This window comes from Bacillus sp. FSL E2-0195, assembly GCF_038003645.1.
GTDB lineage: Bacteria > Bacillota > Bacilli > Bacillales > Bacillaceae_G > Bacillus_A > Bacillus_A mycoides.
Genome location: NZ_JBBOPN010000002.1, coordinates 47,391 through 60,962 on the forward strand (window position 1 = coordinate 47,391; position 13,572 = coordinate 60,962).

A 13,572-nucleotide genomic window follows, 5' to 3' on the forward strand; every position below is an offset into this window, starting at 1 on the left:
CGCATGTATAATATAATCAAACGTCAATATAATTCAATTATCCAAGAGGTGATTCGGATTAACGAAGAAGTACAAAGGGAATTAAACCTATTAGTACAAAAAATTTGTGAAACCGTGTCTTCTGTCCAAAAAATTATCCTTTTTGGCTCTCATGCTTATGGCACACCAAATGAAGATAGTGATTTTGATCTTTGTATTGTTGTGGATGGTGTAGGAGCAAGAAAAAGGGAAGTCATTAACCGTATTAATTGGGGTATTTACGATGTAATGGAAACACCAGTTGATATTTTAGTGTATGGACCGGAAGAGTTTCAAGAACGTGCTAACCGCAATGTAACCATGGAGCATAAGATTGCACAAGATGGGAAGATCCTATATGAAGTGCGAGACGTTCTCGAGTAAGCAATACGGAAGTATAAACGACAACGAGGACTGTTCTTAATTGGAAAAACAATCAAAGCAATAAAGAACAGGATAACTGTTCAGATAAGTGGTAGGAATGAAGGGGTAACAGTATCCAAAAACATGAGATAAGTAATGATTCCTTATTTTCACGTCATAATGACATGAAAAATATCCTCTACTTTAATCCGGTTAAATTTTTAACCGGTGATGAGGTATGGATGTTACTTTTAGATAGAGGAGTACTGCCTTTTGGTGTAGATGTGGAAGAAATGAGCATACAGTATGGACAGGCTATGTTTGAATGTGGCATAAAAACAGGTGGAAAACAACAAGAAAATGCTTGTGGAGCTGCAAATTCGCGTAGCGGCTGTTGGACTTGTCTTATGATGAATGGTGAGGATAAAATGCTAACCCAGCTAATAAGTGAGGGGTATACAGACAATGCTTATCTACAATCATGGAAAAGCTTCTTACGGTCCATTAGAAACGATATTCGCTATAGGAATGTAATGATAGACGCAGTCTACAAACACTCCTTATAAGCGAAAATAAGCGTGATTCGGACCTGTTTTCCGTACATAATCATATTGAATACGATTATATTATGTTTGAACGTACAGAAAAAGGGGATTATGCACCAGGAGGACTTACAGTAGAAGGTAGAAGAATGCTTTTAGAGTACCTACTTTATACGCAAGATGAAATGCATACGAGTCTTATATCTGAAGAAGAAATTGAAGCAGTATTACAAGGTTGGTATGAAACCGATGGGATTAGGGTATATCGAGATGAATTAGAACCAATACATCACGCATATCTTGGTGAACTAGTGTTCAAACCTGATTGTACAATAAATGAAGAAAAGACGACTTCCCCATTTCCCGTATTTTTCGTTGAGATTGATATTCATTTAGGAAAGCAGGAGATATTTCGTTGGATAAAAGAAAGACAAAGAATTACGCAGCATAGTTTTTTCTTTTTCCCTTCAAATTATTCAAATGATTTCGCGAAACTAACTTGGAATAAACTTACTTTTGTTGTATCTAGAGTGGATATAACGGATGCAAGAGATGCAGAACGCATTGTACGCAAATGGTTAGGTATGGAGATGTACCACGGTAAGAAAGAAGGGCAGCACAAACAAATGCTTATTCAGTTCTTAATTCAAGCAATGAAGAACGAATCACTGTTCGAAGAAGAAAAAGCTAGTACGAAATCTTTGTATGCTGCAGAGTTTACAAATAGACTTGCTAGGTTAATAGGAGAAGGGGGCCAGTTATCTGAAGAGACCAATCATCTTTTCGCAAAAATTCTTAAAGAATTAGGCGACATTAAAATACAATAATCATATATATGGATCATATGTTTTTATCAAAGCCTAATGTAGATACTGTCGAGTTTGCCGTAAGGACACTTGGCGGTTTACTTGCAATTGGCTTTATATTATGGTCAGAGAAATTTGTAGATATCGCAAAAGTGATCAGTAATTCATTGTAAACAATGTAAAGGGATGAGAGAGTTGTTAAATTACTTTATCATCATCTTTATCAATGAATTTGCAGAAATCATATGTTTTTTACACCTCTTAAAAGCCCAATTATATTTTATATATAATTGGGCTTTTGTTTTTCTATAATAAATTGAAACTATAATTTGAGCGTAGAGAAAGGAATGTAGAATGTCACTTAAGACTCTAATGAAAGAATATAGAGTAAAGTTTAATATGGTTCTGGAAGATGGACGAATTCTGATTTTAAACTAATATGTATAACTAGATTATTACACCAAATAATTAGTTATATAAACACAATAAATATTTCTCAATTTTTTACAAAATTTTCAGTTTTTGCCGATAAAACCGCGTCGCTATAGCGTTTTACGGAAGTTTAACATCAATCAAATTCACTAAATTCAGAATTTTTAATGAAATAGATATAGACCTGTTGTTATTTTTTTCCTATAATCAATCTGTAGTTTTGATATTTAACTTTCTGTGAATTCGCGCGAACTAGGAATTGTTTTAAAATATCTTTTACTAAGTAAAATAAAAACTACAAAAATCAATTATCATTTTATGGAAATAAGGTGATTTTTTGTTTGTTTGCAAAGAACATGTATTAGAAGTGATTCAAAATCTAAATGTACCGCATATTTGTGAAACAGACAAAAATATAAAATGTAGGTACTGTGACCATGTCTCTCAATATGAATTGTATATATTTGATTTCAGGAATATATCAAAAACATTAAGAATGATCAGTACCCAATAGGTTATGTTATTTTTAAAAAACACTATATAGATTATTAGTCTATGCAAATAATCTTTTAATCTAGATTCTGAAAAGAATACATAATCAGATTATTACGTCACTTATATTGCGGTTTAGTAATGTTCACATTATAATTAAAGGGGAGAATAGTTAATATGGCATCTTATATCATTGGTAAATTAAATTTAAACGAGGAATTATTAAAGAAAGATTTAGTTACAATCGCGAACTTTCCAGTTATCCCAGAAGAGTATGATGAATTCAGTTCAGGTTATTGGATGAACAATTCTTTATGGAATGCTTCAAATGATAAAAATGATACAATGTATCGTGATTTTGATCATGCAGCGCAACAAACGGAGTACGGTAAGCAGTTACCATACATTAACTCACTTCTTGAAGAATACTTCACTTTTGACAATTTAAAAATGGTTCGTACACGTAATTTAGTGGATGCAATGGTTATCCCACATAGAGATTTCGTTGAATTCTCTCATAGTACAAAACAACGCTTCCGTGTCTTCTTAGCTTTAGAAGATAATGAAAAGGCTTTCCATTCAGATGAAGAAGCAGTATTCCGCATCAGAAAAGGCGAAATTTGGTTCCTTGATGCAGCAATTGGACATGCAGCCGCTAATTTCTCTAAAGATAGCCGCGTTTTCCTTTGCCTAGACTATGTATTCGATGGTGATTTTGATCCATCTGATATCTTCAAAGATAAAAAGACATATAATCGTGATTTAGAAAGATTTATTGTCAAACGCGATACACTAGATGAAACATTTGAAGAGGAGTTAATTACTTCACTATCTAAAGTAATTTCAAGAATTAATTTTAGAGATGTTGTATTCTTCTTATCAAAAATTCATTTTGAAAAAGATATTCCTGTTGCAAAATGCTACGATTGGCTAGATCAAATCGCAGAAAGAAGCGGTGACAAGGCAATTGTTCAGAAAGCAAAACATTTACGTGCGTATATTATTGAACATCGTGATTTAGGTGAGCGTTTCAGTATGGATAACTGGAAAGAAGAAGTTACCGTCTGATTTTAGAACAGGTAATGTATAGTTCTTCACATAAACAACCGATTTTATCAAAATAAAATCGGTTGTTTTACTATTTTTAATGTAGGAAAGGAGAATAGTTCGTATGGAGATATTAATTGGTATATTGTTTAGTATTTTATGGGCATCAGGTGCTATCGCCACAAAAATTGGTCTTTTATCTTCATCCCCTTTAATGTTTGCGACAACGAGGCTTATTAGTGCTGGTCTTATCATGTTTGTCTTTACTTATTTTATCAAATCCAACAGATGGCCTAAAGGAGTAGAGTGGAGGCAGTTAGTTGTACTAGGTATATTAAATACTACTTTGTATGTAGGCTGCTGTTTCTTGTCGCTAAAGTTAGTATCATCTAGTTTATTTAACTTGTTTATCACTGTAAATCCATTTGTTGTTGCTTTGTTGTCTTCTATCTTCTTAAGTAGAAAAGTAACAAAACAAGAGTGGACTGGGATGTGTATTGCAGCGCTTGGTTTATTCATTGCCGTATATCCCTACCTAAAAGATACGCAAGCCACTGTATCGGGCGTCATTATTCTCGCGATTGGCATGTTATCTATGGGGATTGGGAGTGTATGTTTCACAAAATATGATATGAAGATCGATCGCCTGGTCATTAATACTTGGCAAATCATCTTTGGTAGTCTATTTGCGGTTCCTTTAAGTTTCTTATTAGATACAAATCCGTACGTTTATTTAGATATGAATTTTGCTATTGGTCTATTTTGGCAGGTCGTGATGACTTCAATTGTATCTATGTTACTATGGTTTTATTTATTAAAGAAAGATCCTATAAAAGCAAACAACTATCTATTCCTAACTCCGATTTTTGGTTATTTACTAGCTTGGTTAATACTCAAAGAAAATATTACAATGTATCATCTATTTGGTGCAATTCTAGTAATAGGTGGTTTGTTGATCTCAGGAACTATGAACATAAAAAAACTACTACGGTCAAAAGGAGGAAGTGAAAAACATAAATCTGTTTAAAGTTGAAATAATCGGCCCCTCAATCCAACTATGTACGTAGTGAATGCTCTTGATAACTTCTAATGGAGTTATCAAGAGCATTTTTTATTTTTTAGATTTTATCCCATTCCATTCAAGAATGTATGCCAAAAAGCTACATACGTTATAAAAGGGAGGGAAAGGAATGAAAAAATCTTGGTTCGTTATTTTGTTTTTTGTTACTATGCTTACAGGCTGTTTTGCAGAAGATTCAAATTTGTATCCGATATCACAAGAAGTCATGGCTACTGCACCAAAAGAACTCCCTTTTCCAATATCATATCCTACTAAATTACCTTTTGAAGTAGATTCGATGACGGTTGCAAATGAAAATGCAGAACATGTTTCCATCGTTTATTCAAGTAAAGAAGATCAGAAACTAATTGTTGAAATAACAAAAGGAAAAGAAGTGCTTCCACAAAAATCCTTTCAAGAAATCAATGCATTTGATAAAACTCGTCAAGCATTCAATCAGACAAAGAATGAATTCCATCATATAGATTGGAATGAAAAAAACATTCATTATCAGATTTATTCTTCTAATGAAAAGAAGCAACAATTAACAAAAGCAGAACTTCGTGCAGTTCAAAAATCTTTTTCTGCGAAATAGTATATTCACTTTTTCCACGTAAACATCAGATATAACAGATGCTGAAAGGATTGTGCGTCATTGTTTAGAGATGAAAATGTACCATGGAAAAAGAGCAGAGCAGCACAAACAAATGCTTATTTAGCTCTTAATTCAATCCATGAAGAATGACACGATATGGTTAAAAGAAGTAGACAGTATTGCTCTTCAATCCACATTAAAACAGCTAGCAGATGCTTTTTCTCGTTTTTTTAGAAACAGAACGATCCTCCACGATTCAAGTCCAAACGCAATAAAATTCAATCTCACACGACGAAACAAACAAATGGAAACATTGCTGTAATAGGCAATCAAATGAAATTACCTAAAATTGGACTTGTGAAGTTTGCAAAGAGCCGTAAGGTAACGGGACGTATTATGAGTGCTACCATTAGACGGAATCCAAGTGGTAAATACTTTATATCTTTGCTAGTTAAGACAGAAGTAAAAGAACCTCCGAAAACAGAATCTTCTGTCGGTATTGATATGGGCTTAAAGGACTTTGCTATTCTTTCAAATAGAACTACATACAAAAATTCTAAATTCTTTCGTACATTAGAAAAAAAGTTAGCGGATGCACAACGCATCCTTCCCAGAAGAACGAAAGGTTCTTCTAACTGGAATAAACAACATGTGAAAGTGGCACGAGTCCATGAACATATTACGAATGCAAGAAAAGATTACTTAGATAAAATTTCTACTGAGATTATCAAAAACCACGATGTAATTGGTATTGAAGATCTACAAGTAAAGAATATGCTAAAAAACAGTAAACTTGCCAAATCAATCAGTGAAGTATCTTGGTCACAATTTCGAAATATGTTGGAATACAAGGTAAAATGGTACAGGAAGCAAGTTGTAGTTGTCTCAAAAACATTTGCCTCTAGTCAGTTATGTTCAAGTTGTGGTTACCAAAATAAAGACGTTAAAAATCTAAATCTTTGTGAGCGGGATTGTCCTTCTTGTGGCACACATCACGATAGAAATATTGACGCAGGACTGAACCTTAGAAACGAAGCGATTCGGTGCTACTATTCCCAAATTTTTTATCCGTTTTGTTAATCAGAGAATCATATAGTGAGGTTAATATGTGTAATTTAAATCAAACATTTTTATAAAAACCAATCTTAAATCTACTGGAAAAGAATCTAATTTGATTAATCTTTCTTCAAATTAGATTCTTTTTATATTCCGTAGAATAAGGGTGGTGTAGATATTTTTAATCAAACTTTATTTTAAAACTACATTCGATAGAGTAAAGCCCATAATAGAGGAGAAAAAAATAAATGAGCAAAATGTGTATTATTTTAAACGTGCTTGAGTTGAACTTGTTGTAAATATCGGAAATATCTTTTTAGAGATACCTTAGTTTTGAACCCCATTCTACTTACCAATTCATCTTCATTTATTCCTCATCTGCTGTGCAGAAATACGCCTATTTCCCCCCGCACGTTTTACTTCAAGTCGTATCATTTTTTGCACAGCAACCTCAGACAATGCCTTTGGTGCATCATTTTCATATACCCATCGATATGTTCCCCGATTAAAGTCAAATGCAACAAAGAAGGGATTATCTGTATACTGCCGAGGCCTTACTGGTTCCGGAATCATTTTATAATATTTATATAGTTGTTTTGTATCCTCTCCCGTTAAAGAGATAGATCTAGTCATACCATTTTCCACTGGAACAATTAAAGTATTACTAGCAAACTGTATATGGCTCATATTAAGCGATACAAGCTCTTGCAAGGATAACCCATAGTTTACTACTAAATTTATTATACAAGCGTTTCTATCCATAATAAGAGGGCGATATTTAGCTTGTCTTTCTGTTAATCCCTTTGTTGAAAGTATCGTTTGTTTTAAATGCTTTTCTTCCGTTGCAGTAATAAAATCCTTATCACATAGTGATTGATCAGGAATTAAGGAGAGGTGAAACTCATCTAATGGACTATCTATCCCTAAAAACATGTTCAATTTCTTTAAAACCACCCATATTCTGTGCCTTGTTTTCTGGGAATATTTGCGCTTGCTTTCTAACTCAGAGAAATACCCCTGATAATCTTTTGGAGATAATTCATTCCACGATTTAATATGAAAAAGTATCTCATTTACTTCTAACCATTTAAAAAAATCCTTAATATCGTAAGAATAACGTTGTATCGTAGAATGTTTTCGACCTTTTTCAATTAAGTAATTAGAAAAAGCTTATAATGTTTCTTCTAACCTAATTGTCTCGTTCATTATAATCACCTAATTTCTTTGGGTATATTATAACAAAAAATAGGTGAAAGACCTGCTACCGCCCTCTGCTACGCAAGGTTGCTGGCATATCAAAAACGCAAACGGACAAACAACTCTTTGCATTTTTGATATGTTGATTATTATTTACAAAGCCAAATGAATAAGGCTATCATAATACTCCAAAAAGGGAGTACAAGTAATAATCCCCAAAAAATCCCTTTAAAAAATCTAATTTCGTTATATTCATTCATTGCTATATTAGTTGTATTCTTTAGTACGACCATGTTTAATCCTCCAATTATTAATTGATTATAAAATGAAAAAAGGACAAACCTCGTCCTGGTAGGGATACGTAGGTTTGTCCTTTTGTATGTGGGTAATGATATGTTTAATTACCATTATTATAACTTAATTAACAAATATTTTCAATTAGGTCAGACTTCTTATTAACAATCATACTAGTAATAATAAAATCTATTATAAATATATATCTTATATATTAAAAAGAAATAAAGATAAAACTTTTATAGGTTATCAAAAATAGGGAAAAGACCTACTCCTACAAGGGATAATTTGATGTTAGAACGTAAAAAATCATAATTAGTAGAAAATGTATCCGTAGATTCAACGATTATTAGACTTTCAATTCTACAAAAAAGCAGAAAGGAAATCATATGTTACTACATGAAATCGGAAAGAAATTGATACAAATCACATTATATTTATTCAACTGTGGAAATAGGGCTTATTTTCTTTATTTTGGTAAATGGAGCAGTATTTAGCGTCCAATTATCCACAATTTGTTCAGATAATGGAGCTATTTGTTAACATTACTCAGTATTTACACATAACTCACATTATTATTGATGATTTTTATTAGATAAATGCAACGACACTAGTATTCTCAAGGATATTGAGGAAATATTATTCACATTTGATCATATTTGTCCTCATATCCACTATTTTTATAAATATCTTTCTGATTTTTTGTAGATATAAAATCGGATGTTTTACTACAGATGAAGAATATTCAATGTGTAGTGTGGAGATTCTTCTATAGGTAGAAGAAGATTTGTATAGAAATGTATAAAAAAAGACTCCATTTTACATGAAGTTCTTCTGATTTGGTATTTATAAATAGAGTAGTAGAAAAGGGGTGTTAATGAAACAAACACGAATAGCTCTCTACTTTCGATTTTTTCAAAAATAGAGAGCTCGTTGCTATTTTTTTATTTCCATTGCAGTTAGCACCTGATCTGGAGCTGTTATTGTTACCCCAGCACGTACTAAACGTTCGAAGGTACGCATAAACTCCAGTAAATTAAACTGCTTTGGTAGCTCAATAACACGAAGTTTTTCTTGTGGCAGCTTATCAATTGCCTCGATAAACCATTCACGTATATCACTTGGAATCGTGCGTTCTTTATGGCCACGAACTTTTAATTTTTCACGCATTTCAATTTCTAAAGCGATATATGTATGGAGATTCACTCCCTGATCATATGCATATTTTCTAAATAACGTTTCTTCCTGGTATTTTAGATAATTACGGTGATAAGACTCTTCCGTCACTGGTATCGCAAACTTCTGCTTCAGTAGTGCATGCACATTTTTAAACATCTTCTTAATGTTGCGAAGAGAGTACATGGAATAATGTAGACCAAAATTAAAGACAGCTTGTTCACGGTCACTATTTCTCTCTTTTGGTACATGTTGAGCAATAAGAGGGTAGATGCCTTCTTTCGCCGCAGTATCAAGAATTTGATATTGAGATGTTTGATGCAATAATTTTTTCAATGTATATACAATTTTCGTTGGATATCCTTCTTTTCGATCAACCATGTCACGAAGTCCACGAATTACACCACGAATTTGACGATGACAAGTATGCTTTAAAACATGAATGAATTTATTCATGTCTGAAGACAGTTCACCGATATTCATTTCTTGTAGGACTGATTCAATAAATTTCGCTTTACGAGCATAGGTAGCTTTTGGTGTAAATGGATCCCTGTGTTGCTCTTCTCCAAATTCTTTCGTACATAAGAAGTCCGAATGGATAGATAGATATAAGGTTGTATATCGTTTTGTATGCCTTACACCTTTTTGCATTTTGCAAATTTTGAATAGGGGATTACCCGTACATGGTAAAGCAGTTGTTAATTCTTCGATAACCGCACGGATTTGGTGCGGATATTTTTTATGTAAGAAACGATACATCCCACCAAAGTGAGTTTTGTTGCCCCTTTCGTCCTGCTTGTCTAAAGAACGCTTTAACGTTGTTTCGGTATGTTGTTGCATAGCAATGTCTAAGAATAGTTTCTTAGCTGCTACAGATAGCTTAAAGAAAGCCTTTGTAAATACAACAGGACTAATATATACGTATGGATTAGCCTTTTCTGTTTCTTCATTCATAAAATGAGTCAATTTGATTGTATATCGACCATCTACGCCATTTTCGATAGAGATTATGTTATGTATACTTAATTTCTTTAGAGCAATATAGAACTGAGAATGCTGGATGTATGCAAATTCTTCTTTATATTGCTTGTAATCTTCCCACATCATATGTATCGTTACATTTGGAATGATACCATTAGTAAAGCATTTTTTATGTAGATATAAGAACACTTCAAGATCTGCATTCGTAATACCATATAACTTATGTTTTCTTCCTGTTTTTTCTGCAAGTGCAGACATTGCTCGACGTGAAAAAGATGGTTTCGCTTGTTCGACAAAGCCTTCTACATCCGCAATACGTTCTTCGTATGTCATGTGCTGCAGAATATCTTCTAAATATGTATCTTTATAGCTGTAGTACTTCTCCTCAAATGTTGCAACAAACTTCTGCCAAGATTTTAGTGTAACTAAAACAGCATTTGTTGTTTTTCCATTTAAGCTACGCTGATTTTGAATAATAAATGATTTCCCCATCTTTTTCACCTCCGTTCTGCAAATTCAGAAATATATGTCAAAATACTATAAAATATACCAATTTTGATTATAGCAAATTGAAAATTGGCGAAAGGTGCTCCTTTAAGAAGAAAGATAGCAACTTGCAACAGCTTATAAAGCTAGGTGTATCAAGGGATATGAGAATTCTATTAATTTTTTTTGTGTTAAGGATACCGCAAACGTGTTGCAAGTTGAATTATATGTATAAGAATAAGTAAAAAGTCATCTCCCCACTTGATATATAAGGGATTAGATTGAAAATGACAAAAAAGTTAGGGTAAGGATACCGCAAACGTGTTGCAAGTTAAGAAGTACGCTTATTAATCATGAAATATAACGATTATCGTTGATGTGATAGGTTTAATTAGATTTGTATGGATTACGATAGGGTGAGGATACCGCAAACAGTGTTGCATCTTATGCGAAAAATAAGGGTAAGGATACCGCAAACGTGTTGCAAGTTGAATTATATGTATAAGAATAAGTAAAAGCACCTAATTCCTTGATATATAAGGGATTAGATTAAAAAAGACAAAAAAGTTAGGGTAAGGATACCGCAAACATGTTGCATTTTATTTGAGTAACTTGTTGTAAATATAAAAAAATCACTCAAAAATTTAAAAATAGAACGATTTTTTGTGTAATGTATTAGGTTGAGAAAAAAATATACTGTTGCAAGTTAGACGAAATAGGGTAAGGATACCGCAAACATGTTGCAAGTTGAAGAGTAAAGGAAAGAAAAGCGCAAAAGGAATGCAAGTAAAGAGGAATAGGGAAAAGAAAGAGCAAACGTGTTGCAAGTTGAAGAGTAAAGGAAAGAAAAGCGCAAAAGGAATGCAAGCAAAGAGGAATAGGGAAAAGAAAGAGCAAACGTGTTGCAAGTTGAAGAGTAAAGGAAAGAAAAGCGCAAAAGGAATCAAGCAAAGAGAAATAGGGAAAAGAAAGAGCAAACGTGTTGCAAGTTGAAGAGTAAAGGAAAGAAAAGCGCAAAAGGAATGCAAGCAAAGAGGAATAGGGAAAAGAAAGAGCAAACATGTTGCAAGTTGAATAGTAAAGGAAAGAAAAGCGCAAAAGGAATCAAGCAAAGAGGAATAGGGAAAAGAAAGAGCAAACATGTTGCAAGTTAAGGAATTAAGGAGAAGAAACCGCAAAATCTTGTAAATATCTGTTACAATAAATTAAATATAATAGTAGTAAAGATTTTTATGATGAAAACTACTTTGTTGTGATCCATGGTTTAGGGAGGAATATAAAGTGGATAACTTATTACAAATGTTCCGAGATGCATTGCTAATCTCTGAGCCAATTTATAAAACGAACGAGCTATTATGGAATAAGTGGAATGCGTACTTTAAAGATGTTGAAAACAATAATAACAAAGTACTAACCTCACACTATGCTTCTCCATCATTTACTGCATTAGTATCCTGGTTAGAGAAAAAGCAAGAATCCGGAATTACATTAGTACAAATTTATGCGAAGATTGATTCTTATAAGGAAGAAATATATAAGGAAATTGAAGAGTATATAGAAAAAGAATTTCAGAATGTAGCGCATTCAAATTCCATAATATTAGAAAATGATCAAAATATAGATAAGACAAATATAGTGAACCATGAGGATTATTACGAAGTAAATAATTCTGCTGTTTATTATAAACTAAGAGATGGAATTGCAAAGAATCAATTTGAAGAAGATGAAAAAAGTAAAGTCCTACAGTATCCCATTGAAACGAAGTCTTCTAATGGTGTAGCTCAACTTTCTTCACACAAAGACGAGGATTTAAGACTTACAAACACTGAAGAATCAGCTCGATGGAATACCCTTGTTGATGATGTAATGAGTAATATGGATGATTTAACGGCAGACTGTTTAGATGCAATTACAATACAGTGGATAAATGAGGCGAAATCTCCAGATGAATTCATTGATTTTTCATACGAGCAAGTTTTAGAGATGTGCAATATTCCAAAGACAGTCGTCAAAAATAAAGAATATTATCGAGCGGAAGATAAAATTAAAATAGCAAAGAGGATTGCGGCTTTAGCAAGTATTTTTATCTATTTAAATGATGATAATGAGGTCGTAGTACTAAACGATCGTGATGACGAAGGAGAACGAGTAGAATTAAAGCGTGAGGTTATTAAAAGGTTATTTGTTTTAGATTCGGTTGTATTGTGGAGACATAGTGTTACAAACGAATATATGGGGATTGAATCTTGTCGTATTAAGCCAGGTAGTTTTTTAACGAATTATTTATACGGATCAAATAATACAACAGCATTATTGTCTAAAAAGGCCCTTGAATACAATAGTTATAGACATAAATATCATAAAAGGTTAATTCGATACTTAACATGGCAATGGAGAATTAGACAAATGTATTCATCATTGAAAAAGCCCTATTCCATAGGAGGGGACAAGGGGCTACTAGCAGTAATGGATATTCCAAAAGATTGGAAGCCGAATCGTATTAGAGAACAGCTAGAGAATGTTTTAATGGATTTAGAAAATGAAAAAGTAATCTCTCATTGGGAGTATAGTGACCCGCTTGATGAACAACAAATTGGGAAACGTAACTGGTTTAAAAATTATTACGCTAACTTAGGGATAACTATTTTACCACCTGAGGAAATGCTACAGTCAATGGATAGTGGAATAGGAAAGAAATTTATAGAGGAACCACAAGAGCAATTACCTGTAGTGACAGTTGTTGAAGAAGTTAAAGAGACTGTAGAACCAGTCGAACAAAGAGAGAAGAAAATCCGTGATCAAATATTGAAAGTGCATAATGAAAAACATGTAAGTATTCGAGAAATAGCCGATGAAGTTAGTATTTCTCCGTCGACGCTATCTAGATTTTGTAATCACAAAACAAAACGATTGTCTAAAAAAGCATTAGAAAAGTTAACGAAATGGTGTGAGAGACAAGAAATACTAGAGAAGATGTAAAGTAGATTAAAAACTACTTTTTTATTAAGAAATAGCGAAAATGAAAAT

7 protein-coding genes and 3 pseudogenes are annotated in these 13,572 nt (G+C 32.8%); 7 read left to right on the top strand and 3 right to left on the bottom strand.

The genetic code is table 11. The features are described from left to right. The first annotated feature begins 3 nt into the window (after positions 1–3). From MHH59_RS27685 to tnpB, 6 genes and pseudogenes are all read left to right on the top strand, one after another. Positions 4–402, top strand: coding sequence for a nucleotidyltransferase domain-containing protein (locus MHH59_RS27685; RefSeq protein ID WP_113937391.1), 399 nt, complete (start codon positions 4–6; stop codon positions 400–402). Positions 403–503: 101 nt separating this feature from the next. Beyond that, a pseudogene (locus MHH59_RS27690) lies at positions 504–1,750 on the top strand (phosphoadenosine phosphosulfate reductase); the annotation flags it as partial. Positions 1,751–2,830: 1,080 nt separating this feature from the next. Next, positions 2,831–3,721 (top strand): aspartyl/asparaginyl beta-hydroxylase domain-containing protein, encoded by an 891-nt coding sequence (locus MHH59_RS27695; protein WP_016096917.1) that lies wholly within the window; start codon positions 2,831–2,833, stop codon positions 3,719–3,721. 103 nt (positions 3,722–3,824) lie between these two features. Continuing rightward, positions 3,825–4,727, top strand: a complete 903-nt coding sequence (locus tag MHH59_RS27700) for a DMT family transporter (RefSeq protein WP_340853186.1) — start codon at positions 3,825–3,827, stop codon at positions 4,725–4,727. Between the two features lie 163 nt (positions 4,728–4,890). Then, positions 4,891–5,355: a hypothetical protein gene (locus MHH59_RS27705; protein ID WP_340853187.1), complete on the top strand. Its 465-nt coding sequence runs from the start codon at positions 4,891–4,893 to the stop codon at positions 5,353–5,355. A gap of 148 nt (positions 5,356–5,503) precedes the next feature. Further along, positions 5,504–6,435 (top strand): annotated as a pseudogene (gene tnpB, locus MHH59_RS27710) (IS200/IS605 family element RNA-guided endonuclease TnpB); the annotation flags it as partial. 245 nt (positions 6,436–6,680) lie between these two features. On the opposite strand, the pseudogene MHH59_RS27715 reads toward tnpB, so the two are convergent. The 3 genes and pseudogenes from MHH59_RS27715 to MHH59_RS27725 all read right to left on the bottom strand — a co-directional run bounded on the left by MHH59_RS27715 (position 6,681) and on the right by MHH59_RS27725 (position 10,551). Beyond that, a pseudogene (locus MHH59_RS27715) lies at positions 6,681–7,563 on the bottom strand (tyrosine-type recombinase/integrase). 194 nt (positions 7,564–7,757) lie between these two features. Beyond that, positions 7,758–7,901: a hypothetical protein gene (locus MHH59_RS27720; RefSeq protein ID WP_340853191.1), complete on the bottom strand. Its 144-nt coding sequence runs from the start codon at positions 7,899–7,901 to the stop codon at positions 7,758–7,760. Between the two features lie 937 nt (positions 7,902–8,838). Further along, complete coding sequence (locus tag MHH59_RS27725) at positions 8,839–10,551, bottom strand: hypothetical protein (protein WP_340853194.1); 1,713 nt, start codon at positions 10,549–10,551, stop codon at positions 8,839–8,841. A gap of 1,275 nt (positions 10,552–11,826) precedes the next feature. Here MHH59_RS27725 and MHH59_RS27730 point away from each other — a divergent pair. Further along, positions 11,827–13,524, top strand: a complete 1,698-nt coding sequence (locus tag MHH59_RS27730; RefSeq protein WP_201055033.1) for a helix-turn-helix domain-containing protein — start codon at positions 11,827–11,829, stop codon at positions 13,522–13,524. Positions 13,525–13,572 lie beyond the last annotated feature (48 nt).

Bases quoted from the DNA above. Each gene is read 5' to 3' on its own strand.
- MHH59_RS27685 (WP_113937391.1), top strand. From the start codon at position 4: ATGTATAATATAATCAAACGTCAATATAATTCAATTATCCAAGAGGTG.
- MHH59_RS27695 (WP_016096917.1), top strand. From the start codon at position 2,831: ATGGCATCTTATATCATTGGTAAATTAAATTTAAACGAGGAATTATTA.
- MHH59_RS27700 (WP_340853186.1), top strand. From the start codon at position 3,825: ATGGAGATATTAATTGGTATATTGTTTAGTATTTTATGGGCATCAGGT.
- MHH59_RS27705 (WP_340853187.1), top strand. From the start codon at position 4,891: ATGAAAAAATCTTGGTTCGTTATTTTGTTTTTTGTTACTATGCTTACA.
- MHH59_RS27720 (WP_340853191.1), bottom strand. From the start codon at position 7,901: ATGGTCGTACTAAAGAATACAACTAATATAGCAATGAATGAATATAAC.
- MHH59_RS27725 (WP_340853194.1), bottom strand. From the start codon at position 10,551: ATGGGGAAATCATTTATTATTCAAAATCAGCGTAGCTTAAATGGAAAA.